Annotated in this window: 20 protein-coding genes; 7 read left to right on the top strand and 13 right to left on the bottom strand. The window is 73.4% G+C overall.

Annotated features, from left to right (window positions below; genetic code table 11):
• Window positions 1-101: 101 nt before the first annotated feature.
• From ACIRD3_RS04460 to ACIRD3_RS04450, 3 genes are all read right to left on the bottom strand, one after another.
• Window positions 102-1016 (bottom strand): SAM-dependent methyltransferase, encoded by a 915-nt coding sequence (locus ACIRD3_RS04460; RefSeq protein WP_402211460.1) that lies wholly within the window; start codon window positions 1014-1016, stop codon window positions 102-104.
• 59 nt (window positions 1017-1075) lie between these two features.
• On the bottom strand, window positions 1076-2434 hold the full coding sequence (locus ACIRD3_RS04455) for an MFS transporter (protein WP_402211457.1): 1359 nt from the start codon (window positions 2432-2434) through the stop codon (window positions 1076-1078).
• 188 nt (window positions 2435-2622) lie between these two features.
• Window positions 2623-3687, bottom strand: a complete 1065-nt coding sequence (locus tag ACIRD3_RS04450) for a phosphatidylinositol-specific phospholipase C domain-containing protein (protein WP_402211454.1) — start codon at window positions 3685-3687, stop codon at window positions 2623-2625.
• A gap of 333 nt (window positions 3688-4020) precedes the next feature.
• On the opposite strand from ACIRD3_RS04450, the gene ACIRD3_RS04445 reads away from it, so the two are divergent.
• On the top strand, window positions 4021-4665 hold the full coding sequence (locus tag ACIRD3_RS04445; protein WP_402211451.1) for a dihydrofolate reductase family protein: 645 nt from the start codon (window positions 4021-4023) through the stop codon (window positions 4663-4665).
• A gap of 92 nt (window positions 4666-4757) precedes the next feature.
• Here the strand turns inward: ACIRD3_RS04445 and ACIRD3_RS04440 are convergent, their stop codons facing one another.
• The 4 genes from ACIRD3_RS04440 to ACIRD3_RS04425 all read right to left on the bottom strand — a co-directional run bounded on the left by ACIRD3_RS04440 (window position 4758) and on the right by ACIRD3_RS04425 (window position 9176).
• Window positions 4758-5636 (bottom strand): geranyl diphosphate 2-C-methyltransferase, encoded by an 879-nt coding sequence (locus ACIRD3_RS04440; RefSeq protein WP_402211448.1) that lies wholly within the window; start codon window positions 5634-5636, stop codon window positions 4758-4760.
• Window positions 5637-5695: 59 nt separating this feature from the next.
• Window positions 5696-7030 carry a family 2 encapsulin nanocompartment cargo protein terpene cyclase gene (locus tag ACIRD3_RS04435; protein WP_402211445.1) on the bottom strand — a complete coding sequence of 445 codons (1335 nt, stop codon included), beginning with the start codon at window positions 7028-7030 and terminating at the stop codon, window positions 5696-5698.
• Window positions 7031-7588: 558 nt separating this feature from the next.
• Window positions 7589-8980: an amidase gene (locus ACIRD3_RS04430; protein WP_402211442.1), complete on the bottom strand. Its 1392-nt coding sequence runs from the start codon at window positions 8978-8980 to the stop codon at window positions 7589-7591.
• Entirely contained in the window at window positions 8967-9176 is a 210-nt protein-coding gene (locus ACIRD3_RS04425; RefSeq protein WP_402211439.1) for a hypothetical protein, read from the bottom strand. The genes ACIRD3_RS04430 and ACIRD3_RS04425 overlap by 14 nt, the downstream gene beginning before the upstream one ends.
• Window positions 9177-9393: 217 nt before the next feature.
• Between ACIRD3_RS04425 and ACIRD3_RS04420 the strand changes: the two genes are divergently transcribed.
• Complete coding sequence (locus ACIRD3_RS04420) at window positions 9394-9732, top strand: cyclic-phosphate processing receiver domain-containing protein (RefSeq protein WP_402211436.1); 339 nt, start codon at window positions 9394-9396, stop codon at window positions 9730-9732.
• 91 nt (window positions 9733-9823) lie between these two features.
• On the opposite strand, the gene ACIRD3_RS04415 is transcribed toward ACIRD3_RS04420, so the two are convergent.
• Window positions 9824-11104, bottom strand: coding sequence for an alpha/beta hydrolase family protein (locus ACIRD3_RS04415; protein ID WP_402211433.1), 1281 nt, complete (start codon window positions 11102-11104; stop codon window positions 9824-9826).
• Between the two features lie 421 nt (window positions 11105-11525).
• On the opposite strand from ACIRD3_RS04415, the gene ACIRD3_RS04410 reads away from it, so the two are divergent.
• Entirely contained in the window at window positions 11526-12851 is a 1326-nt protein-coding gene (locus ACIRD3_RS04410; RefSeq protein ID WP_402211430.1) for a radical SAM protein, read from the top strand.
• 124 nt (window positions 12852-12975) lie between these two features.
• Here the strand turns inward: ACIRD3_RS04410 and ACIRD3_RS04405 are convergent, their stop codons facing one another.
• Together ACIRD3_RS04405 and sph are read right to left on the bottom strand one after the other, a co-directional pair.
• The gene (locus ACIRD3_RS04405) at window positions 12976-13815 is read right to left on the bottom strand and encodes a thioesterase family protein (protein ID WP_402211428.1); all 840 of its coding nucleotides are present in this window, start codon (window positions 13813-13815) and stop codon (window positions 12976-12978) included.
• Between the two features lie 160 nt (window positions 13816-13975).
• On the bottom strand, window positions 13976-14953 hold the full coding sequence (gene sph, locus ACIRD3_RS04400) for a sphingomyelin phosphodiesterase (RefSeq protein WP_402211425.1): 978 nt from the start codon (window positions 14951-14953) through the stop codon (window positions 13976-13978).
• A 454-nt stretch (window positions 14954-15407) separates the two neighbouring features.
• On the opposite strand from sph, the gene ACIRD3_RS04395 reads away from it, so the two are divergent.
• The gene (locus tag ACIRD3_RS04395) at window positions 15408-16172 is read left to right on the top strand and encodes a hypothetical protein (RefSeq protein ID WP_402211422.1); all 765 of its coding nucleotides are present in this window, start codon (window positions 15408-15410) and stop codon (window positions 16170-16172) included.
• Here ACIRD3_RS04395 and ACIRD3_RS04390 read toward each other — a convergent pair.
• Window positions 16154-17326: a hypothetical protein gene (locus ACIRD3_RS04390; protein ID WP_402211420.1), complete on the bottom strand. Its 1173-nt coding sequence runs from the start codon at window positions 17324-17326 to the stop codon at window positions 16154-16156. The two genes, ACIRD3_RS04395 and ACIRD3_RS04390, sit on opposite strands and share 19 nt — an antisense overlap.
• Window positions 17327-17723: 397 nt before the next feature.
• Complete coding sequence (locus ACIRD3_RS04385; RefSeq protein ID WP_402211417.1) at window positions 17724-18833, bottom strand: FAD-dependent oxidoreductase; 1110 nt, start codon at window positions 18831-18833, stop codon at window positions 17724-17726.
• Between the two features lie 133 nt (window positions 18834-18966).
• Between ACIRD3_RS04385 and ACIRD3_RS04380 the strand changes: the two genes are divergently transcribed.
• Entirely contained in the window at window positions 18967-19548 is a 582-nt protein-coding gene (locus ACIRD3_RS04380; RefSeq protein ID WP_402211946.1) for a TetR/AcrR family transcriptional regulator, read from the top strand.
• Between the two features lie 292 nt (window positions 19549-19840).
• Window positions 19841-20998, top strand: coding sequence for a methyltransferase (locus tag ACIRD3_RS04375; RefSeq protein ID WP_402211415.1), 1158 nt, complete (start codon window positions 19841-19843; stop codon window positions 20996-20998).
• A gap of 90 nt (window positions 20999-21088) precedes the next feature.
• Here the strand turns inward: ACIRD3_RS04375 and ACIRD3_RS04370 are convergent, their stop codons facing one another.
• The gene (locus tag ACIRD3_RS04370) at window positions 21089-23164 is read right to left on the bottom strand and encodes a sensor histidine kinase (RefSeq protein ID WP_402211412.1); all 2076 of its coding nucleotides are present in this window, start codon (window positions 23162-23164) and stop codon (window positions 21089-21091) included.
• A 777-nt stretch (window positions 23165-23941) separates the two neighbouring features.
• Between ACIRD3_RS04370 and ACIRD3_RS04365 the strand changes: the two genes are divergently transcribed.
• Window positions 23942-24511, top strand: coding sequence for an RICIN domain-containing protein (locus ACIRD3_RS04365; RefSeq protein ID WP_402211410.1), 570 nt, complete (start codon window positions 23942-23944; stop codon window positions 24509-24511).
• Window positions 24512-24645: the final 134 nt, after the last annotated feature.

The raw sequence follows: 24645 nt of genomic DNA, 5'->3' as shown, positions 1-24645 counted from the left end.
GCAATATCGGCGGTAGGGGGTCGCGGAGGCGCTGCCCGAACCCCTCGACCCACCACCCGGCCGTCGATCGGCCGCCGTCCGGCCGTCGGCCCCGACCCCGGCTACGCCTTGCGGCCCACTCCCCCGAACACCGGGACCTGCTCGTCGGCCAGGCTCGGCGACGGGGCCTCGCCCAGCTCGGGGTGCCAGCGGTTGATCAGGACCACACCGGGATCGTCCAGTTCCAGCCCCGCGAAGAAGCGCTCGACGCCCTCGTGCGTGCGCATGTGGACCTCTATCCCGGCCTCCGCGTAGCGGCGGCTGCCGATCTCCGCCCGGTCGGGCGAGGTGTCGCCGGTTCCGGCGGTCAGCGCGAGGAAGCTGCCCGGGGGCAGTGCGTCCAGCAGCTTGCGGACCGGCGGGTGCGCGGCCTCGTCGGAGAGGAAGTGCACGATGTTGATCAGCGTCAGCGCGACCGGCTCGTTGAGGTCCAGGGTGCCGGCCACCGCCGGGTCGGCGAGGAACTGCTCGGGCTCGCGCAGGTCGCCCTGGACGTAGGCGGTGCGGCCCTCGGGGGTGCTGGTGAGCAGCGCGCGCGAGTGGGCGAGCACGATCGGGTCGTTGTCCACGTACACCACGCGGCACGACGGGTCGACCGACTGGACGATCTCGTGCAGGTTGGGCGCGGTGGGGATGCCGGTGCCGACGTCGAGGAACTGGCGGACGCCGTGCACCTCGGCGAGCCGGCGGACCATCCGGTGCATCACCGCGCGGGCTGCGGTGGCGGCCTCCCGCGCGCCGGGCAGGTCGGCCATGACGCGGTCGCCGACCTCGCGGTCCGCCGGGAAGTTGGTCTTGCCGCCGAGCAGGTAGTCGTAGACCCGGGCGGAGTGCGCCCGGTCGGTGCGCAGGTCGACCTGCGGGGGCTCCTCGAAGCCGGCCTCGGCCAGCCAGCTCTCCGCCGCGGCGCCGCCGAAGGCGTCGCTGTCCCAGGAGTCCTCGTCGGCCGCGCTGTTGTCCGGCGTGTTGGTGTCCACGCTCGCCCTCCCCGTTCGGCGGTTGTCCGGACCACTCAACCACAGCCGGTGATCGTCCGTCAGGCGGATCCCGGTGAACTGCCGCCCGTGGCCCGGGCGTCCCGGACGGCGGCCGCGAACGAGGGCACCTTCATCGCCGTCAGCAGCGCGAGGGCCGGGCCCGTCGTGCAGACGGTGACGTACGCGGGGATGACGCCGAGCCAGTGCCGGCCGCTCAGCCACTCGGCGAGCAGCGGGAAGGTGCCGCCGAACGCGGCGATGGTGGCCGCGTTGACGACGCCGAGGCCGACCGCCCGCACCTCGGTCGGGAACAGCAGCCCGGTGAAGACGTTGAGGGTGCCGAGCACCGTCGCCACCAGCATCCCCAGCAGCACCGCGACCGCCTGGAACGGCAGCCAGCCCTGGCGCAGTCCGGCGAGCAGGAGCCCGACCAGCGGGATCGGCAGGCCGAACCCGATCCGGGCGACCGGCAGCAGGCCGAAGCGGTCGGCGGCGGCGCCGGTGAGCAGCATGGTGACCAGCACCACGGCGAGCACGACCGTCATGAAGGAGGCCGCCTCCTCCTTGCCGATCACGTGGTAGGCGGCCGCGTACTGCGGCAGGTACACCAGGGCGAAGTAGTAACCGACCGTCCCGCCGAGGGTGTTGAGGAAGACGGTGAACGCCGCCCAGCGGTGCTCGCGGAGCGTCCGCAGGAACGACGGGCGGCGCGGGCCGCCGTCCGCGGCGCGCGCCCGCGCCCGGTGGAACTCCGCGCTCTCCGGCGCCCACCGCCGCACCCCCACGGCGGCCAGCCCGAGCAGCGCGGCGACCACGAATCCCCAGCGCCAACCGCCGTTCTCCAGGCCGGACTTGCCGATGGTGTGGATCAGCAGGGTGAGCACCCCGAAGGAGAGCAGCGAGCCTAGGATGATCCCGCCGTACGACACCGAGCTGAACGCGAACCGGTGCCGCGGCGGGGCCGTCTCCGTCACGTACGCGGCGACGCTCGGCGCCTCCCCGCCGAAGGCCAGCCCCTGCACCACCCGCGCCAGGACCGCCAGCGCCGCCGCCCAGACCCCGATCGTGCGCTGGCCGGGAATCGCCGCGATCCCCAGACTGGCCACGGCGATCACGGCCATCCCGAGGCTCAGCGCGAACCGCCGCCCCCGGGTGTCGCTGAGCCGCCCGATCAGGTACGAGCCGACCGGCCGGGCCACGAAGCCCACCGCGAAGGTCACGTACGCCCCGAGCACCCCGCTGACCCCGTGCTTGCCGTGCCCGAAGAGGTCCGCCGCGAAGTACGGCGCGAGGACGGCGTAGATGTTCCAGTCGAAGGACTCGACCACCGACCCGACCGTCGCCGCCGCCAACTCCCGCCGACGCCCGCCGGCTTCCACCCGGTCACCGAGCGACGCGACCGCCCTGCTCTCTGTCATGGCCTCAGCATGGCACCGTTCGGGAGCCGACGGAATCCGGCCTCCCGAAGTCCGCCCGGCCCGGCCCCGAGCCGAGCCCGGCCGCCACTGCGCACCAGACCGGTCAGTGCCCGGGATACCCAGGTGACCGGTGTTGCTGCGGTTCGTCCGCGCCCCCGAGCCGCTCCGCGTCAGCCGCGCGTCGGCCGTCAGCCGCGCGGCAGCACCAGCGACTGCACCGCCGGCAGCTTGCGCCAGTCGCTCGACACGATGCTGGCGTGCGCCGCCGCCAACTGCTCGGCGCGGGCCCGCGCCTGGTCGGCCGTCGGGTCGGTGCCGCTGATCTCCGGCGCGACCTTGTGCGCGTCGGTCATCACCAGCAGGTAGTGCGAGCGGTCGTACCACGCGGTGTCGATGCCGTTGAGGTAGGTGGCGGCGTCACCGTCGAAGACCACGAACCAGGGCCGGATCGAGGTGTCCGCGCCGGCGTACTGGGCGCGGGGGTCGCCGGCCGCGGCACCCAGCACGGACGGGAACACCTGGGCCTGGCCGATCCGGCCCGCCGCCGCCAGGTCGCGCAGGTGGCGGCCGTACTCCACGTCGGTGTGCAGGGTGTCGAAGGGGTTGCCCAGCTCGACCGTGCCCGGGATCGCGTACAGCACCACCTTCCCGGCCAGCGCCGAGCGGCTCGGCCAGTTGCCCGCCTTCACCGCCGCGTCGAGGCTCCCGTACGAGCCTCCGCCCGGCTTGGCCAGCAGGTCTGCGGGGCGCAGCACGGCGGAGCCGAGGTGCTGGGCGATCAGGGTGTCCAGCTGGTCGGGGCCCATCCCGAGGTTGGCGGAGAAGCCCGGCTTGAGCTCCAGCTTGATGACCAGCGGCCCGGCCGAGGGGTGCGCGGCGAGCCAGACCCGGACGTCGTCCAGGCAGTTCTCCAGGTTCTTGTTGGTGCCGCCGCTGTAGAGCTGGGCGGGGGTGGTGGCGGCGGTGCAGTTGTTGCCGTTGCCGAACGGGTTGGAGTGGCTGACCTTCCACTCCTTGGTGACGACGTTCGGCCAGAGGTCGAGCTCGATCATCCCGGTGCCGGTGTCCAGGCCCTGGGCCAGGTAGGGGAAGGCGGCCGGGTCGTAGGTGTTGTGCAGGCCGACGGTGGTGGCCGAGCCGAAGGGCAGGTCGCCCGTCCCGCTCGGGGCGGCGTCCGCCGGGGCGGTGGAGATCAGCGCGGCCGAACCGGCGAGCAGGCCGGCCGCCAGGAATCCGGACAGAGTACGGCGCATGGTCATGGGAACCCCCCGAGGTTCGGAACGTGCCGGCCGCCCTCCTCCGGGCGGCCTGACGAAGCATCGCCGAACTGGGCGTGCTCCGCATGAAGAAGGCACGACAATAGCGTGACGGCTGCACTGCTTCTCCCCGCACCCCCTCCCCCTCGTCCCCGCTTCGTCTCCCTTTCATCCACATCCGGTGCTCCCGCTGCTCCCCTTCTCCCGCCGCGCCGCGCCACGCCAGCGACGGGTGACGGAGCCTCAGGGTGTCGGACCGGCGGGTTAGCGTGGCCCGGCGAACAGGGTGCGGCCCCACCGCACCGAGGCGCCGAGCGGCGGAGGAAGCCGATGTCCCTGGTCCGGATCCACAATTTCTCGATCTCCCTCGACGGTTACGGCACGGGCGAGGGGCAGAGCCTCGACGCGCCGTTCGGCCACGCCACCGACCGGCTGCACGGCTGGTTCTTCCGCACCCGGACGTTCCGGCGGATGAGCGGCCAGGAGGGCGGCGAGACCGGCGTGGACGACGCGATGGCCCGCGCGTGGGGGGACGGGATCGGGGCGGAGATCATGGGCCGCAACAAGTTCGGCCCGCAGCGCGGCCCCTGGCAGGACGAGGAGTGGAAGGGCTGGTGGGGCGCGAACCCGCCGTTCCACACTCCGGTCTTCGTCCTCACCCATCACCCGCGCCCGACACTGGAGATGGAGGGCGGGACGACCTTCCACTTCCTCGACGCGACACCGGAGGAGGCGCTGCGGCAGGCCCGCGCGGCGGCCGGCGACCTGGACGTGCGGATCGGCGGCGGCCCGAGCACCGTCCGCGCCTTCCTGGAGGCCGACCTGGTCGACCACCTGCACCTGGTCGTGGTGCCCATCGTCCTCGGCCGGGGCGAGCCGATCTGGGCCGGACTGGAAGGCCTGGAACAGCGCTTCCGCACCGAGGCGGTGAGCAGCCCCAGCGGGGTCACCCACCTCACCTTCACCCGGCGGTAGCCGGTCTTCGGCCGCCCAAGCCGGACGGCGGCCTCCCCGAAGGCACGGGGAGGCCGCCGTCAGGCGTTCCTACCGGAACGGACCCGCCGGGATCAGACCCGGTCGGCCGCGATCAGCACGTACTGGAACGAGCCGTCCTTGTAGGACTCGATGAACGCCTCCTCGATGCCGGTGACCAGCGAGGTGGTGTTCCGCAGCTCCCAGTAGGGCAGGGTGTCCGGAGTCAGGTCGATGACGGCCTGCGGCACCAGCCGGTTGTCGGCCATCGCCCGCAGGTACTCGCGGCGGGAGTGGATGTTGCACTCGAAGTGGGCGTTGATCTGCGAGACCCACTTCGACGGCTGCCCGTAACGGGGGTTCCAGCAACCGGTGATGGTCACGTAGCGGCCGCCGACGCTCAGCACCCGGGCGTGCTCGGCGAACAGGTCGTGCAGGTCCACGTACATGCTGGACTCGTTGTTCCAGGAGCCCGCGACGGTGCCGGTCTCGATGGGCATGTTCAGCATGTTGGCGACCCGGGAGCGGACGAAGTCGCCGATGCCGAGCTCGGCGGCCCGCTTGTTGCCGAAGTCGGCCTGCTGGGTGGAGAGGGTGAGGCCCTCCACCCGGCAGCCGAAGCGCTGGTGGGCCATCACCATCGACCCGCCGCGGCCGCAGCCGGCGTCCACCAGGGTGCCGTCGGCCGGGATGTCGCCGAGGTGGTCGAGCAGCACGTCGGCCTGGGCGGACTCCAGGCGGTGCAGCTCGGCGATCACCTTCTTCTCGCGCTCGCTGTCGGCCGGGTCACCGATCGCGGCCTGGTCGATCTCGCCGATGCCGTAGTGGTGGTGGTAGAGGCCGTCGACGTCGCCCAGGCGAAGGTTGACCGGGCGAGCCTCGTGGTCCCAGTAGCGTGCGATGTCGCCCTGGTACGGAGTCGCCGGGCCGGGGATGGCCTTGCCGGGGGTGGTGAGGTCGTCGGTCAGGGACATGGGTCAACTCCTGAATTCTTACGAGTGGTTACGGACTGCGGATGACGTCGCCGGGGCTGTCACCAGAAGTCGGGCAGGGTGTAGCGGTGGGTGTTGGTCTGGTGCCAGTAGTGGTTGCCGTCGAGCCACACGGCCACGCCGCGCAGGAACCGCACCAGGCTCGGCACCGGGCAGGCCACGGCCAGGGCGGCCGCCTCGGCCTCGAAGGCGTGCATCAGCTCGTTGTGGACCTCGACGGCCTTCAGGTAACCCTCCTTGCGCGAGACGCCCTCGCGTTCGGAGATCACCGTCGGCAGGTTCAGGTGCAGCCCGGGACTGGACAGCTCCTTGGTGTACGAGTACAGGTCGTTGACGATCGTGGTGGCGTTGCCGGCCAGCGCGATCACCCGCTGCATGGCGGGCAGCGCGTGCAGCTCGACGGGCAGCTCGTAGCCGCCGACGGTGTCGGTGATCGTCGGGCAGGGGCGGAAGTTGTTGAACTGGCGCATGGCCAGGTACTCCCACACCTCCGGCACGTGGTCCGTCTCAGACCACGCCGCCTCGGCCAGGTACCCCAGGTGCAGCCGCGCCATGTCGTGCCGGAAGCGGTCCGACTGGGAGGGCGTGGCCGCGGCGGTGAAGTACTGCATCGCCGAGTGGTACGCGCGCCGGGGAGCGTCCTCCGCGAGCGAGGCCTCCCAGGCGGGGTGGTACTCATGCGTGGTGTGCAGCGGGTCGAGCGCGGTGTGCGCGAGCAGCAGGCGGCTGCCCAGGCCGACCGGCGAACCGCCGAGGTCCTCGCAGTAGCAGTCGTCCACCGCGTTCTCGGCCACCATCAGGCGGGCCGCGAGCATCAGGTGGTCCACGCTGGGCGCGTCGGGGTGGCAGGCCACCATGTAGCGCCCGGTGGAGAAGCCGTCGAAGTCCTTCTCCCACTCCGGCGGGTAGAGCTCGATCTCGTCGATCGCCCAGGCCTTGATCTTCAGGCTGAGGGCCTCCACCCGGGCGGGGTCGGGCTCGGCGATCGGGTGATGGTAGAGGCCGGGGATGGGGTCGCCGGTCCTGGGCTTGCCACCGGTCCGAGCCGCGGCGGCCGGAGCCACCCCGAGCAGGGCCGGAACGGACGACCCGGGTGCGGAGAGTGCGGGCAGGGACAAGGCGGGCGGCGCGGCCGGCGCCTGGACGTCGGGGACCACGGCCTCGGACACCGCCGGGGCCTCCGCAGCCGAGACCTCGGACACCGGTGGCTCGATCCCGGCCACGTCGGGCACGGTGACCTCCGGCACGGTGACCTCCGGCACGGTGGCCTCCGGTACCGCGGCCTGCGGCACGGCGGGCCGCGGGCTCAACTGCAGCCCGGAGGTGCCCAGTCCGGTGGGCCCACGGAGGATCCGCTCGATCGCCGGGGAACTCATGGGCCCACCGCCGGGGCGGCGAGCCCGGGTGGTGGGTCCGTTCTGGCACGCAGGGGCATGGAGCCTCCTCTGGAATGGATCGCACGATATGACGGGACGTCATCTCGCCCGCCGGGGAAGGAACTCCACGCGGCGGGCCCCGTGTCGCTCGACTCCCAACCGTAGGCGGGTGGGCCCGTTCCGGAACGCAACGGACGATCTTCTACACCCGATAGGGTGAACGTTCATGCTGACGGCGTTTGGAAGCGCTCCTGTCATGCATCGGCCCACCCCTCCCCCGGCGCCCCACACCCGAACCCGCCGCCCCCACCCGCCCACACCCCGCGTCAACCCGGTACACACCACCCGTGTCCTGGCCGCACCACCCGCGTTGGGCCCTCCTCGTCATCGTCTTCGACGCCCCCTCCTCTCCTTGGCCTGGGGCGAACAGCACTGCGGCCGGTGTCGCCGCCGACCGGCCACGACGCCTTAACGCTCAGTCTTTGCTTTTACGGTTCGCCGACACCGACGCCGTGCGGGCCGGGCCGGAGGATCCCGGCCCGGCCCGCGCCGTCGTGCTCAGGCCACCGTGGCGAGGCCCCGGGTGGACTGGGTCCGCTCGTAGGCGTGGCCGACCCGCAGGAGGGTGGGCTCGCCGAGGGGGCGGGCGAGCAGCTGCATGCCGATCGGCAGGCCCGCCGGGTCGTGGCCGACCGGGACGGACAGGGCGGGCAGGCCGGTGATGTTGGCCGGGGCGGAGAGCCGCACGTAGGCGTCGGAGACGCTCTCGACCGTGCCGTCGGGCCAGCTGACCGTCTCCTCGCCGGCGCCGACCGCGGTCATCGGGACGCTCGGGGCGGCGATCACGTCGACCTCCTCCAGGACCCGGGCCCACCCGGCGCGCATCAGCGTGCGGGAGCGCTGGGCGCGCAGGTAGTCCCCGGCGCTCATCAGCTCGCCGGCCTCCAGGAGGATGCGGACGTCGTCCTGGTACAGCTCGGGGACGGTGCGCAGGCTGCCCTCGTGGTAGGCACTGGCCTCCGGCACCATCAGGCCCCACTGGGTGGCCTGGATGTAGCGGGTCATCGGGACGTCGATCTCGACGAGCCGTGCGCCCAGGGCTTCCAGCTCCCCGATGGCGTGCCGGACGGCGGCCTGCACCCGTGCGTCGACGTGGTCGAAGTAGTAGGTGCGCGGCACGCCGATGCGCAGGCCCGTCAGGTCCGTGCCGGCACCCGGCCGGTAGTCCGTGGCGGGCGGGGACAGCGAGGCGGGGTCGCGCGGGTCGTGTCCGGCCAGCGCGTTCAGGACCAGGGCCGCGTCCTCGACGGTACGGGTGATCGGACCGACGTGGTCCAGTGACCAGGACAGCGAGGTGACGCCGTGCCGGGGCACGAGACCGTAGGTCGGCTTGAGGCCGACGACCCCGTTGAGGGCGGCGGGCACCCGGATCGACCCGCCCGTGTCGGTGCCCAGGGCGAAGGTCGCCGCGCCCGACGCGACGGCGACGGCGGACCCTCCGCTGGAGCCGCCGGCGACCCGGCCGCGGTCCCAGGCGTTGCGGGTCTGCGGGGTGGTGAGGCCGAACGCGAATTCGTGCGTGTGGGTCTTGCCGAGCAGGACCGCGCCGGCTGCCGTCAACCGTGCGGCGACGGTGCTGTCGGCCGTTGCGCGGTGGTCGGCGCGGACCCGGGAGCTGGCGGTGGTGGCCACGCCCGCGACGTCGATCAGGTCCTTGAGCCCCATCGGGACGCCGTGCAACGGCCCCCGGTAGCGACCCTGCGCCACTTCGCGCTCGGCTTCGCGCGCCGCCCCGCGCGCCTGTTCCGCAGCGACCGTGACGTACGCACCGAGCTGCGGCTCCACCCGCTCGATGCGGTCGAGGACCGAGTCGACCAGCTCGACGGGGGACAGCTTCCGGGCCTGGACCGCCGCCGCGGCGGCGGTGAGGGAGAGCTCAAACGGCTGCATCGTGCTGCTCCCCTCCGGCGCGGTAGGCGCTGCCGGGCGGGACGTCGGCGAAGTCCAGCTCGCGCAGGACCGAGACGACGCGGTGGATGTGGTTCGCGACGGCCGCGACCGCGGCGTGGCGCCCGGCGGGCAGCACCAGCCCGGCACGGGCGGCCCAGCGGGCCGCCTCCGGCGGTGTGAGTTCGACGGCGGACATGGGGTTCTCCCTCTCGGTCATGGCTCGGGCAGCGACCCCGAAGGCCCCAAAGCCCCAAAGGCTCCAAAGGCTCCAAAGGCTCCAAAGGCAAAGGATTCGCTTTAAGAGACCCTAGGCTTGACCCCTGCTTAAAGCAAATCCGTTGCATTAGTCGCAGCAGGTGAGGAGCCTCGATAACCCGTGGCTGCCCGGCCCCCGGTCCTGCGACGATGATCCGGTGAACGAAGCCCCCGCCGTGACGACGCCCGTCGTCCTCGGCATCGACGACCTCCGCCCCCTCCCCTGGGCCACGCGGATCGCCCGGACCAGCCGGGAGGGTGTCCGGCTCCTGGAGGAGCACCGCGACAGCTTCATCGACGAGCTGTGGCTCGACCACGATCTCGGCGGCGAGGACACCGTCATGCCGGTGGTGACCCTCCTGGAGGAGGCCGCCTTCCACGGTCGGCCCTTCCGGATCGGAGCGGTCTTCGTCCACAGCGCCAACCCCATCGGCGCCGAGACCGTCGTCCGGTCGCTCACGCGGTGGAGCTACCGCGTCCAGCGGGCGACGGCGTAGCGCCCGGACGGCCGGGCGGCTTCCTGCGGACCACCGCCCGGATCGCCCGCTCCCGCAGCGGCATTCCCGTGGACGGTCCGGCAGTCCTGTCCTAACGCTCGTGGACCATCTCGGGGAAGCGCGGCGACGGGCCGTCCAGGAGGTGGTCGTCCCGGCCGCGCAGCCAGCGGTCGAAGAACGACGCGACGTAGGAGCGGGTGGCCAGCACCGCGCGGTCCGGGCGGACGTCGCCGACGTCCTCGGTCGACTTCGCCTGGCTGATCGCGCCCTGGCGGGCGAGTTGCGGCAGCAGGGACTGCGCGTCGGTGTAGGAGCCGTGGCGCGAGCCGGTGAGGGTGAGGTCGGCGTGCCAGCCGGTGCTGTGCTGCCACAGGGCGTCCCAGCCGGGCTGCTGGTGGTAGCTGCCGGAGTCGGGGTTCTGGGTGCCCATGAGCAGGAACGGCCGGGTCAGGCCGTCCGCGGCGACGCTGGTGAGGTCGACGCCGGTGCCGTCCGGACCGGGGAAGTGGAGCTGCCCGTCGAGGTCGACGCCGACCTTGAGGCGGGGGTCGTCGTGCATGGTCTGGAGGGCCGTGGAGCCGCCTCCGGAGTGGCCGACCATGCCGATCCGGTCGAGGTCGAGGGAGGCGGCGAGACCGGGCGGGAGCCGTTCGTCGTGGCACAGCCCGGCGAGCCGGTCCAGCACGAAGCGGGTGTCGTCGACCCGGGTCTGCAGCGTCTTGCGCAGGAGGGCGCCGATGTCGAGGCCGGGCTGGGCCATCAGCCCCGGGAACACGGAGGTCGCGAGGTCCCCGTCGGGGAAGGCGACCTCGGAGGCGTCGTAGGTGTGGTCGACGGTGACGACGACGTAGCCGCGCGAGGCGAGGTCCTCCACCAGGCCGGTGCCCCACGTGCGCGGGTCGCCGAAGCCCGCCGAGTACAGCACGACGGGCCGCTTGCCGCCGGGGAGGGCGGGCGCGTCGGTGCGGGCGTGGGTCCGGATGCCGGCCCAGTCCGTACGGTCGGGCTCGAAGCCGTAGTCGCTCTGGCCGACGCTCCCGGCGCTGCCGAAGTGGTCGGCGGCGGCGCGCACCATGAAGGGCGCGCGGTCACCGCCGGTGGCGGGCCGGGTGGTCGGGTACCAGAAGCTGATCATCAGCGTGCGGTGCGGGCCGGGCTTCCAGGGGTCGTCCCGACGGTCGTCCGTCAGCTGCAGGGCCGTCGTGCCGACCGGGTACGGCCCGGTGGGTTGCGGCAGCCGGGCCACGGCCGGTCGACCCGCGTTCCCGCTCGGTGCCGCCACCGCGCCCGGTGCGCCGACCACGCCCGACGTCGCCGTCGCCGCCAGCAGCACGGCCGCCACGGCCGCCACCGTCCGCCCTCGCCCGCTCATCGCCGTTCCTCCTCGTTCGGTTCCGTCTTCGCCTTCGACACGGGCGACCGTACGGCTGAGGAGTGGCGCGATCCGTCATACCGGAGTGCCAATTCCCCCGGTAGCACCCCGGTATGACGCCGGTCGGGCCGTCACAGCGCCGGGGGCGTCATTCCGGCGCCGGCACGGCCGCCGACGAGGTCAGCGGGGCGATGCCCACCCTCGGACAGGAGAGGGCGGGCGACGGGCGGTCCCGGGCAACGACTTAGGTCGGGAGTCCCGCACCCGGTGGGTCCGCGGGCCGAGGCGGAGCGCCGCCCCGGCCCGCAGCATGGACGAGTCGATCTTCTCCGGCCCGACCGGTGCAGGGCTGGGCGCGTAAGGGGGAGAAGAATGGCCACGGCGCCGTGGAGGATCGGGGCCAGGAAGGAAGACCAGCGCTATGGAGAGCCAGGCCCGCAGCCGCACCGCACTCGTCGAGGAGCTCATGGAGCGCTATCCCGACGTGCCGCGCGAGGCGGTGATCAAGGAGGACCTGCTGCGCGGCGGCATGGCCTTCGACGAGTCCGCGCTCAGCGGCAGCGCGAGCGCCGACGGGGGCGGCGAGGTCAAGCCGAAGTCGTACTTCATCTTCTCCTTCGACCACCGCACCCTGCCCGAGCTGGGCGCGGCCGCGCTCAACCGGCCGCCGGAGGAGGTGGTGCTGACCGGCGGGCCGTACGGGCTGCGCCGCACGGTGGTGTCGGTGCGGGTCAACCCGGACTCGCCGTACCGGGTCGGGGCCGGGGAGGACGGCACGCTCGGCCTCTACCTGGACGGCGCGCGGATCGCCGACGTCGGCCTGCCGCCGATGCCGGACTACTACCGGCACACGCTGGCCAACGGGAAGTCGGTGATGGAGGTCGCCCCGACCATCCAGTGGGGTTACCTGATCTACCTCACGGTGTTCCGGGTGTGCCAGTACTTCGGCGCCAAGGAGGAGTGCCAGTACTGCGACATCAACCACAACTGGCGCCAGCACAAGGCCGCCGGCCGCCCGTACACCGGGGTCAAGCCGGTCGAGGAGGTGCTGGAGGCGCTGGAGATCATCGACCGCCACGACACCGCCCGCGCCTCGCAGGCGTACACCCTCACCGGCGGGGCGATCACCTCGCAGGTCGGCGGCCGGGACGAGGCCGACTTCTACGGGCAGTACGCCAAGGCCATCGAGGAGCGCTTCCCCGGCCGCTGGATCGGCAAGGTGGTGGCGCAGGCGCTGCCGCGCGAGGACGTCCAGCGCTTCCACGACTACGGCGTGCGGATCTACCACCCCAACTTCGAGGTCTGGGACAAGCGGCTCTTCGAGCTCTACTGCCCGGGCAAGGAGCGCTACGTCGGCCGCGACGAGTGGCACCGCCGGATCCTGGACTCCACCGAGGTGTTCGGCCCGGAGAACGTGATCCCCAACTTCGTGGCGGGCGTGGAGATGGCCGAGCCCTTCGGCTTCACCACGGTGGACGAGGCGATCGCCTCCACCGAGGAGGGCCTGCGGTTCTTCATGTCGCACGGCGTGGTGCCGCGCTTCACCACCTGGTGCCCCGAGCCCACCACCCCGCTGGGCAAGGCCAATCCGCAGGGCGCACCGCTGGAGTACCACATCCGGCTGCTGCAGACCTACCGCGCGACGCTGGAGGAGTTCGGGCTCTCCTCCCCGCCCGGCTACGGCCCGGCGGGGCCGGGGAACGCGGTGTTCTCGGTCAGCTCCTTCATGGACTCGCTGCCCGCGTGAGCCGATCGGCCCCTGCCGCCCGCGCGGCAGGGGCCCGGGCAGACCGAGGTCGCGCCCGGGCAGGACCCGGGCAGAGCGCGGGCAGGGGCCGCACGCCCCGCCGGGCGTCACTGCGTCTCCTTCGTCAACTCCCTTGCTGCGGGCGGACGGTCAGGATCTGCTCGGCCCGGCCGACCGGGCCGAGCACGTCGTGCAGGACGGTGCTGGTGACGCCGTGACCGGACGGGCCGAAGCTGACGCTGGTGTCCAGGCCGGTCCAACGGCCCTCGGGGCGGCGGTGGAAGTGGATCGTCAGATCGGTGTTGGGGAACATCCACGCGGTCGGGTCCTGCCGGACGGCGATGCCGTTGGCGGTGTCCACGAGGGCGACGAAGGAGGCGTGCGGGCTGCTCGGCTCGCCCGCGACCAGCTCGGCCCGGCTCGCGATCCAGGCGGCGGCGCGGCCCGGGGCGGTCTCCCGGCGCCGGACGTCGATCGAGGAGATGTAGCCGCCGCCCCACAGCCCGCTCATCGCCCAGGGCTCGAACTCCTCGGGCGCGGGCAGCCGCCGGTCGTGGGTGCCGGCGACGGCGGCGGTGTCGAGTTCGGCGAGGAACCACGCCCGGGCCCGGACGACGGCCCGCTCCCCGATCGTCACGGTGGCCTCGACCAGTTCGATGGTGCGCCCGGGCCGGACGGTCTCCACCGTGACCTCGCACTCCTCCAGGGCGATCAGCCCGAGGATGTCGAAGCTGATCCGGGCCAGCGCCAGACCGGTGCCGGGGCGCTCGGGGCGGCCTGAGCGGTCGGGGCCCGCGGAGCGGTCGGAGCGGTACCGGTCGATCGCGTGCACGATCAGGCCGCCGAGCGGGCTGAAGTGCTGCTCGTCGGGGTGCCAGGCGCCCTGGGCCTGGAGGGTGGGCTTGTAGCGGTTCTCGCCGGTGCGCTGGTAGTAGCTGTCGGGCGCGGTGGTGGGGGTGGTCACGTGCGCTTCTCCTCGGGCCGTTCGCTGAACGCCGGGCGGGCGCCGCCGGGGTACGACGGCGCCCGACCTCGGCGTTCAGGATCGTAAGGGGCCGAACGGCCTCCCGGGCGTGACGGTGACGCATCCCACACCCCGGGGCCACCCCCGCTCCGGAGGAGCGTCAGTGCGCGGCGAGCGGGTAGTGGTCGGAGAGGTCGGTGTAGGTGTAGCTCTTGCCCCAACTGCTCACCGTCCAGGGCGCGCTGTGCACCCGGACGACCTGGTTGGTGTACTGCTGCGGGCGGGCGTGGTCGGCGCGGTAGAGGACGTAGTCGAGGTCCTCCTCGGGGTCGTTCGGGTAGCGGTAGCGGGCGACGGAGTTGTCGGCGGTGTCGAAGGAGTACGGCCAGCCGGTGCGGGCCGAGGCCGGGGCGAGGTTGCCGTTGCTCAGCAGCGCCTGGTACTCGGTGCCGTGGGAGTCGATGTTGAGGTCGCCCGCGACCACGATCGGCTCGTCGGCCGGGATCCGCTTGGCGTCCAGGAAGCCGCGCATCGCGGTGAGCTGCTTGGCCCGGATGTCCGCGGCCTGGCCGCTGGAGCAGCCCGAGTCGGTGGACTGCAGGTGGGTGCCGACCACGTGGGTGCGGCGGCCGTCGACGTCCAGCACGGCGTACGCGAAGCCCTTGTTGGACCACCAGTCCGAGCCGCAGGCGTCCTTGTAGACGTACTGCTCCTTGTGCAGGATCGGCCACTTGCTCAGCAGGGTGACCCCGCCGTCCTCCGGGGTGGTGGAGCTGTAGCTGCCGGAGGTGGCGTCCCAGCCGCTGGTGGAGCGACCCACCACGGGGGTGTGGTACGGGTACGCGGCCGAGGCCTTGGCGGTCAACGCGTCGGAGGACGCGTTGTCGAACGCCTCCTCCAGCACGACCACGTCGTGGCCCTGGAAGAAGTCCGCCGAGGCGATCGCCTGAGCCCGGTACTGCTGGCCCCAGTTGGGGTAGAGCGAGGTGCTCATCAGGAAGACGTTGTAGGTGAGCACGTCGAGCGGGGGCGCGGTCACCGGCGTGCTCTCGGCCGAGGCTGGGGCCGCGCCGAGGGTGGCGATCACGGTGGCGGCGGCGCCGGCGGCGAGGGCACGGCGGACGGACGACAGCGGCATCTGGGCTCCGTGGGGTGTCGTGGACCCGTCGGGTCGCGGGATGTTGTGTATCCAACTTGCCCGGCGGCACGGCCCGCAAGACTTCGGGCGAGCATTCGGTGAACTCGCCGGTAACACCGGCGTCGCAGACGGGGTGACGGATGGTCGGGCGGGCTGCACCGCCCCACGCCCCGGCGCTCCCGTCCGCTTCCCCGCCGTGGGCCCTGCCGCGCCCCTCCCGCTCCCCCCTGCCGCGTCAAGCCCGGCAGGAGACGGGCCCGGCCCCCCTCTTCCGGACGTGGGGGGACGAGGTCACACTGTCGCAGGCGGCGAACCGGCACAGCGGGAACGCCGTCCGGCAGGGAAGCAGACACGCCGACAGGGCACCGCAGCAGGCACGCCGTCAGGCACCGCACCAGGCACGGCACCAGGCACGACACCAGCTACGAGAACACCAGCACCGAACGGGGGCTCCATGGCCGGCAGGAAGAAGAAGCAGAAGAGACCGCTCGCCGAAGGGGTGGTCCCTCCCCCGAAGCGGGTCCGCCGCCGCCCCGCACCGGAGCTGTCGCCGCGGACGGTACGCCGGACGGCCTGGCTGGTCGGGCTGCTCACCCCGGTGCTGCTGGCCGGAACGGCGACACTCGGCAGCAACCCGGACTACCAACCGGCCTGCGGCATCGTCGCGTTCCTCATCCTCTCGGCGGGCATCATCGGCATCGGCTTCGTCCGCGCCAGCGGCTGGGTCATCCTGCCGGCCGCGCTGTTCGGCGTGCTGCTGCTGGCGATCACCGGGAACAGCGTCCGCGCCCAGATCCTGTCCCACCGCGGCGAGGAGACCTCGGTGGTGATCACCGCGGCCCACAGCGCGAAGGACAAGAGCGGCAAGGTGAGCTGGACCTGCGACATCCGCCGCGCCGACGGGCAGCCGCTGCCGCACGCCCGGGTCGGCGGCTTCGGCTGCGGGGGCACCTACGACGTCGGCGACACCATGACCGTGGTGGTCGACCCGCAGGGCTGGGCCCCGCCGGCCGCACTGGACGAGGACCTCGACTTCGACGGCAGCGCTGTCTACGTCGTCGCCGCGCTCGCCGCCCTGTGGAGCCTGCTCACCCTGACCGCGGCGCGGCGCACCCTCCGGGAGTCGACCGCGCCTTCCGGCCGGAAGGCGGCCGGCCCCAAGTCGTCCGACCCGAAGTCGTCCGGCCGGAAGGCGGCCGGTCAGAAGAGCGGCAGGTAGCGCACGAGGACGTCCTGACCGGTGCCGGCGAGCGTGCCGTACAGCAGGGTGGTCCCGAACGCGTCCACGGCGGGCCCGGAGGACGGACCGGCCGCGGTGCCGACCCGCTCGACCCGGCCGGTCCACAGGTCCCGGCGGAAGACGTCCGCGACGCCGTCGGTGTCGCGGGGCACCAGCGTGTCGGCGTCCGAGGCGAAGTAGACCCAGCGGTCGTCCGCCGTCATCACGCCGGGCTGGCTGCCGTCGGCGGCCACCTCCGTCACCGTGCCGGCGCGCAGGTCACGCGCGTACAGCGTGACCCGGACGGTGCCCTGGTCGGACCGGAACACCCGGAACAGCGCGTACCGTCCGTCCGGGCTCAGCCGGCCCTGACGCGCCGCGTCCCGCAGGGTGCCGCTGCCGTCGACGCTCGCGCCCTCGACCCGGCCGGTGCGCGCGTCGTACACGTAGAGCGGGAACAGCTGCCGGGTCGGCGCGGGCTTCCCGGCCGCCGGGGCCGCGGGCTTCGCCGCGCCCGGCGCCGGCCGCAGCAGGTTGCCCGCCTTCGAGCGGAAGGCGACGGTCAGGCCGTCGGCGCTGAGCGAGGGCTCGACCGAGCTGCCGTCGGCGGGGGCGCCGTCCCGGCCGGTGCTGACCAGGCGGGTGGTGCCGGTCCGGCGGTCCGTCAGGTAGACGTTCGCGGTGCCCGGCGCGGCCCCGGGGGCGAGGTCGGTGCGGTCCGAGGAGTACGCGACGTAGCGGCCGTCCGCGCTGATCGCCGGGCTGAGGGAGTTGCCGACGCCGCTTCCGGCGGTGAGCGCTTCGGTACGGCCGGTCCGGCGGTCGTGGACGTAGACGTCGGTGCGGCCGCTGCCCGGCTGCCCCGGGAGGGCGTTGGTGGCGTCGCTGCTGAAGGCCACGTACCGGCCGTCAGCGCTGATCGCCGCCTGACTGGTCGAACCGTCCAACTGGGCGCCGCCGTCGGCCAGGCTGACCCGTTCGGTGCGCCGCGTCACCAGGTCGCGGACGAACACGTCGTAGAGCCGGTTGGTGTCGCCCGGCACCAGGTTCGAGGCGAGGGAGGTGAACAGGGCGTAGCGGCCGTCGGCGCTGAGCCCGAGCGGCTCGGACCAGTCGTCGGCCGACGCCCCGTCCGGGCCGACGTTCACCCTCACCGTGTCGCCCCCTGCTGGCGGCGTCGCCGATGCCGATGCCGGTGCCGCGGTGCCCGTCAGGAGCGCGGCCGCCAGAACGCAGGCCGCCCGTACCGTCGTGGCCTTCGTGGCCTTCATGGCCTTCATGGGCTGTCCTCCCCTTCCGCCCGGGCCGCCCCTGCTCCCCGCCCCCGCGCAGCCCGCCTGGCGTCGAGCCAACCTTCCGGTGCGTCCGCGGTCAATCGGGCGGGCGTTCCGATGGACACGATTCCGCCAACTCCCGCACACAACTCACACGCACCGCCCGGGCCTCGCCGCCGCCCCCGACGCCGCGGGCCCGCCGGCCGCCAACCTGCCGACCTGCCGACCTGCCGACCTCCCGACCTCCCGACCTGCAGCCACGGCATCCTTCCCCGGTTCAGGAAGCCGTCGCGGGCACGAGGTGGTCCAGGCCCTGGGCACTGCCCGTCGCGGCCTCCACCGAGCGGGGCAGCATGACGCGCTCGTAGGCGCGGACGGCGTCGCCGACGCCGGGTTCGGTGACGAGGGCGTGGGCGAGGTCGGCGCCGTCGAGCATGGCGAGGTTGGCTCCCAGCCCGACCGGGGGCATCAGGTGTGCGGCATCGCCGAGCAGCGTCACGCCGGGAACGTGCGCCCAGGTGTGCGGGGCGGGCAGCACGTGCAGGGGCCGGTTGACGAAGCCGTGGTCGCTGTCGCGCAGGATCCGCAGCAGGCCCTCGTCCCAGCCGTCGAACAGCTCCACCAGGTGTTCCCGCACGGCCCGTTGGTCGCCGAGGTCGAGTCCGGCGGCCGCGTGCCAGTCCTGCGGCGCGCGCAGGGCGAGGTAGCCGCGGATGTGACCGTTGCTGTTGCGCTGGGCGACGAGGGTCCGGCCGACGCCCTTCGCCAGCAGCGATCCGTTGCCGACCAGCCGGGCGAGTTCGGGGTGGCGGGTGTCGCAGCGGTCGAAGCCGGTTTCGACGAAGGTGACACCGGTGTAGTGCGGCACGGCGGGCGACAGGGCCGACCGGACCCGTGACCAGGCACCGTCGGCGCCGATCACCAGGTCGAACTCCTCGGCCGCACCGCCGTCCAGGAGCAGCAGGCACGTACCGCCCGCCAACGGGGTGACCCCGGTGACGGCCCGGCCCCACCGCACCGTGCCCGGGCGAAGCGAGTCCAGCAGCAGGCCGCGCAGCTGGCCGCGGTCGATCTCCGGGCGGCCGCCTCCCTCGGTCGGCCCCCGCTGCGCGATGAGGGCACCGGTGGCACGGTCGAACACCCGCCACTCGTCGCCCTCGGGGCGGGCGAGCGCGTGGAACCGGTCGAGCAGGCCCGCCGACCGCAAGGCGGCCTGGCCGGTGTCGGCGTGCAGGTCGAGGGAGCCGCCCTGCGGGCGGGCGTCGGCGTCGGTTTCGCGCTCGAACACCGTGACGGCGCGGCCGTGTCGCTGCAGGACCCGGGCGCAGGTCAGGCCGCCGAGGCCGGCGCCGACGATCGCGATGCGAGGGGCGGGGAGAGGGGGCATGGGGTGTCCTTCCAGGGGGATGGGAGGCCGGGCGGGCCGGCAGCACCAAGAAAGCACAGTCGCTACATAAGTGCAATGACTACACTTTCTTAGTGGGTGCACGTCGGGCTATGGTGGTGGGGTGACCGAAGCGATGGGGCGCCGTGAGCGCAAGAAGGCCCAGACCCGCCAGTCCCTGGCGGACGCCGCACTCGAACTCTTCCTCGAACGCGGCTACGACCAGGTCGGCGTCAAGGACATCGCCGACGCCGCGGACGTCTCGGTGACCACCCTGTTCAAGCACTTCCCCGGGAAGGAAGCCCTGGTCTTCGACCAGGACGACGACCTGGAGGCGGCCCTCGTCGCGGCCGTGCGCGACCGGCCTCCGGGCCGGTCGATCCCGCAGGCGCTGCGCGAGCACCTGCTGCTGCACCAGACCCGGTTCGCCGTCCACGCCGCCGACCCGCGGTTCGCCGACTTCCTCCGCCTGGTGCGGGAGACCCTCGCGCTGCGCGAGTACTCCCAGCGGATGTGGACCCGCCACGAGGCAGCCCTGGCGCGGGCCATCGCCCAGGCCGTGGGCGCGCCCGAGGACGACACCGGCTGCGCCGCCCTGGCCCGGTTCGCCCTGGCGGCCCGCAGCCTGATCCAGCAGCACCCCGACCCGCGCCGGGCCGCCGAGGAGGCCTTCGCCCTGCTCGAACACGGCTGGGCAGCCGCCCACCCGACCAGCTGACCCGCGCTACGGCGAGCCCCGACGCGCGGCGCGCCCAGCCACCGGCACATCGCCTGCGGCCGGCCGAGGTTGCGACTCGGCCGCCGACCGTGAGAGCGTTCCAACGATCTTCTCGGAAAGGGTACTTCGTGACGCTCGGCATGGTTCTCGGTGATCTCTCGGCTCGCGCTTCGACGCGGGAGCCGTTCCTGCTCTGACGTTCACGCCTGCGCTCGCAGGCCGTGCCCATTGGCTCCCTCCTCGTCGAAGTGCTCTTCGTGCCCCCTTGCACGTTCGATCACGAGGAGTACAGGTGTCCGAGATCCGTTGGTTCGAAGCCGGAACCGAACGATCCGCCCCATGGCATTCCGAGAACGGGATGTCGGCGCCCCGACGCGTCGTCGTCGCCGACGACCGGATGCGGGCCGACACCGCCTATCGTCTGGCCTGCGAAGGAACCGCCATGCTGTGGCGCGGCGACTTCCACAACGCCCGCCAGTTGCTCAAGGCCATGAGCCGCCGCGCCGACCGCAAGGGCCTTCCCCAGGGGGCCACTCCGGCGGAAGCCTTCCACCTGCACCGCCGCGCCCGCGGACGGCGTGCCCGCACGTTGAGCATGCTGCTGGTGCCGTTGGAGCACGACTACACCCTGGCACTCCGCAGGTCTCCCGATGTCCGCCGGGCCTGCACGGAAGCGTACGGCCCGCCGGAGCGGCCCTCGGTGGTCGCACTCAGGGAGCTGCTCGGCGTGATCGGCTCGAGCCAGTGGCGCCGGAAGGGGGTGGAGGTGCCCGCCCTCGGTGCGCGCCTCCGTCCGCACTACGGCGTGTTCTCCCCGGTCAGGGGGGAGTACGTGGACCTGGTGGCACAGGCGCCGCTGCCGTTGCCGACGGTGGATCGCGGCGCCGGTCCGCGCACGGCGTTCGATCTCGGTACCGGCACCGGCGTGCTCGCCGCGGTCCTGGTTCACCGCGGAATCGAGCGCGTGGTGGCCACGGACACCAATCCGCGCGCGCTCGCCTGTGCTCGTGAGAACGTCCGCCGCCTGGACATGGCGCGGAGGATCGAGGTGGTGAACGCCGACCTGTTCCCCCCGGGACGCGCCGATCTCGTGGTCTGCAATCCCCCGTGGATCCCCGCCCGACCGACATCCTCGATCGAGCAGGGCGTCTACGACCCGGACAGCCGGATGCTCCACGGCTTCCTGTACGGGCTCGCCGACCATCTCGCACCGGGTGGGGAGGGGTGGCTGATCCTCTCGGACCTCGCCGAGCACCTGGGCCTGAGGCCACGCCGGGAGCTGCTCGCCACCATCGCCGCGGCAGGACTGCGCGTCGTCGGCAAGCTCGACGTCAGGCCGCGGCACCCACGCGCCTCCGACGCCACCGACCCGCTCCACGCTGCCCGCTCCGCCGAGGTCACCTCGCTGTGGCGCCTGGCAGCCGCACGGACGCCGACCTCCGCTTCCTAGCCGGCCGGGCGGACCCGACGCCCCGGCGGCTCCCGGTGCCCCTGGGCTCCCTGTGCCGGAGGGACGGCCCGGGGCCCGCGGCGGGCCGGGTCAGTCGGGCGGGCCGCAGGGCAGGACGGCGCGGACGACGGCGCCGCCGGGGGTGTTGTCGGCGGTGAAGGTGCCGCCGAGCTCTTCGGCGCGCTCGGCCATGGACCGCAGGCCGACCCCGGAGGTCGCGGCGCGGGCGGGGAAGCCCGTGCCGTTGTCGGCGACCTCGACGGTGATCCGGTCGGGGAGGGCGCACAGCCTGAGCCGGGCGGCCGTGGCACCCGAGTGGCGGACCACGTTGTTCAGGGCCTCGCCGCTGATCCGGTAGACGGCGGCCTCCACGGCCGCGGAGAGCGCGGGCAACGGGTCGGGGTAGAGGTCGAGGGTGACGTCGAGCGACCGGCTCCCGAGGGTGTCCGCGAGGCGGTGGAGCGCGTCGGCCAGCCCCTTGCCGTCGAGGGGGCCCGGGCCCAGGTCGTGGGTGATCCGCCGGAGCTCGGTGATCGCGTGGCCGATGCCGGCGGAGGCGGCGGTGAGCGAGTCGGCGGCCTCGGAGCCGTCGGGCAGGTCGGCGCCGGCGGCGTCGATCCTCAGGCGCAGGCCGGACAGGGCGGGGCCGAGACCGTCGTGGAGGTCGTGGCGCAGCCGGCGGCGTTCCTCCTCACGGGCCAGGACGAGCTGCTCACGGCTGGCCCGCAGGTCCTCGTACAGGCCGAAGGAGGCGATCGCGGGCGAGGCCTGGTCGGCGAGCAGGCTCAGCACGTCGCGGTCCTGCCGGTCCAGCTCGGACTGTCCGGGGCGGGGCGGCACGAGGAGTTCGCCGATCTCGGCGCCCTCGTAGGTGAGCGGGAAGCGCACGCCGGGCACGTCGAGCGCCCCGATCCGGGCCAGCTCGCGCGGCCCGCTCCGGGTCCGTACCCGGACCGCGGCGGCCGGCAGCCCGAGGGCCAGGACCACCGTCCGGCACAGCAGCGGCGCCGCGTCCGCCGGGTCGACGGCGTGGCTCATCCGCTCCGCCAGCTGCCGGACCAGCTGGTACGGGTGCGCCCGCTCGCCGTAGTAGTAGCGGTCCACGGCCCGCCCCACCCCGCGGGCGGCCGGGCGCAGCAGCGCGCCCCCGGCCGCGGCCATGGCGAGCTGCCACCAGCGCGTGCCGGGCCCGGTCCCGCCGCCGGTGCCGGTGCCGGTGCCGGTGCCGGTGCCGGTGCCGGTGCCGGGCAGCAGGAGGTGCGTCAGATAGGCGGCGAACACGACCGCGACGAAGACCAGCGCGCCGAACGCGAACGCGGTCAGGTACCGCCGGGTGACCCGGTCCAGGGAGAGCCCGCGGTCGCGCCGGAAGGCGGCGAGCGGCACCAGCATCCAGACCACCTCACCCGCCACGACGACCGCGTACGGCAGCCACGTGGGCTGGTCGCCGACGAAGCTGGGGACGACGGCCAGCGCGGCCCACACCAGGTAGGTGGCCATCACCGCCCGCAGGTACGGGTGCGGCCCGGGCAGGTGCCGGCAGCGGACCGTGGCCACCGTCAGGGTGAGCACCAGGCTCGCGGCGAACTCCACGATCGCGTACGGGCTGAGCCATCCGTCCACCCAGGCGTACAGCGCGGTGTGGTGCAGCGGGTTCGGCAGGCCGTACCACTCGGGCACCCGGGCGGTGGTGCCGAAGGCGGCCACGGCGCTCCACGCGGCCACCAGGACGGGGATGCAGCGCCAGACCCCGCCGGGCAGCCGGGCGTCGGGCAACCAGAGCGGGAAGCTCACCACCGCGAAGGCGTTGAGGGTGGAGGCGGCCAGCACGACCGCCGCGACCACCCCGACGACCCCCGGCCCGGCCCCGGCCAGCGCGGCCGCCAGCGAAGCCGCCATGCGCAGTGTCTCCAGCACGCCGGCGGACAGCAGCAGCGCCCCCAGGGCCTGGCCGTTCCGGTTGACGACGAGAAGCAGGCCGGCCAGCGCGAACATCAGGCCGACCGCGACCCAGAGGCCGCCGAAGAGGTACTGCCCGCTGACGCCCTCCACCGCCGGGTGGGTGAACGCGAGGAGCGACCACACCGCCGCGCACAGCAGTGCGGTCCCGGCGGCCGCGATCGCCGTGGCGACACCGGCGCCGCCGCCGGGCCTGAGCCCTCTCATCCGCCACACCACCTCCCTGAACCGTCCCATGCTGCCCGGCCCGTCGTCCCGACCGCCCGGGCCACCCGTCCCGACTCCCGCAGGAGCGGGCGCTCGGCCGCAGCACTGTACGGCCGCACACCGCGTCCGCCCGGCACCGAACGGCGCGCCTCCGCTGAATGCCGCCACGGCGGGCCACCCGCTCGCCCCGCCGCTGCGCCTCCCCGAGCGGCCCCGAAGGCAGGACCGACCCTTCCGGCCGACCTTTCGGCACAAGGGCCGACGCGGCTCTCCCCTGACCCGCCGTCGCCGACTCATCCCCGGACCGGCGATCGACACCAGCCACCACGTCACCACGAACGGTCCGGCTACCGCCCCGACAAGCGACCCCAGAACCCGGCCGACAAGACCGACGGGACCGGACGAAGCAGCGGCAAATCCGGTGGACAGCGTCGCGATACTGCCGTCATGGCCGTCACCCGGCAACGTGCCCGAGTCTCGGCGGAGTACCTCGCCGCCCGCCCCGAGGCCGGCCCACCCGGCCACTGGTCCGGTGGAGGGGGTCCAACGCACGTTGTCCGCGGCCCACTTCCGTTCCTCCCTCTGGTCGGAGCCGAAAGATTGTTTGTCCGCGCTCCGACGCACCGGGTGCCTGCCGCGGCGGCGTTCTCCGGGATTGATTGTCCGGTTCCGATTGGTGCTGACCGGCGGCGAAGGAGTCCTCCACTGTGGGTGGCGCGCAGCCGGGCCGGGCGTCCGCTGCCGCCATCACCCACCGGAAGGTCAAGGAACACGCCGATGCGACGAACACTCACCGCCCTGTCCACCGCCCTGCTCGCCCTGGCCGGGGCCCTCGCCCTGCCGGCCACCGCGCAGGCCGACCCGACGAACCCGCAGCCCTACGCCTACGGCTTCCTCGCGGCGCTCGCCCGCCCGGCCAGCGGCGGCCCCGACGGCACCTACTACTGCATGGACGAGTACCGGCAGATCAACGGCGACGGCCGCCCGGTCCTGCTGCGCCCGTGCGACGGTTCCTGGAACCAGTTCTGGTTCGTCTCCCCGGACGGCCTGATCCACAGCACCAACGACGGCCGGTGCCTGTGGGGCCACTTCCCTGACAGCCCGTCCGACAGCCCGGGTGCCCGGGCGGTGGGCTGCAACGCGAACGACCCGAACCAGCGCTGGACGTTCAACACCGACCGCAGCGTGTGCAACGCCGGCGGCGCCTGCCTGACCTACGTCGGCAACCCGGGCCCGCGCTCCTCCTACGGCCTGTGGACCCTCGGCCGCAACGCGAGCGCGGGCCTCACCCAGGAATTCGACTGGCACCACTCCGACAGCGACCGCCCGATCAACCCCAACATCTGACCGACGCACGGAAACGTCCCGACCGTGGGGCGGGGCGCCCGCAAGAGGGCGCCCCGCCTTCGGCGACGTCCGCGCAGGCCGACTGCCGAGGCCGCCGGTGGACGGCCGGCGCCGGCAGCACGGCCGCAGTGAGC

The organism is Kitasatospora sp. NPDC093550 (assembly GCF_044764985.1).
Taxonomy (GTDB): domain Bacteria; phylum Actinomycetota; class Actinomycetes; order Streptomycetales; family Streptomycetaceae; genus Kitasatospora.
The sequence above is the reverse complement of the archived record's forward strand: the minus strand, read 5'-3'. Positions and strand labels throughout refer to the sequence as shown.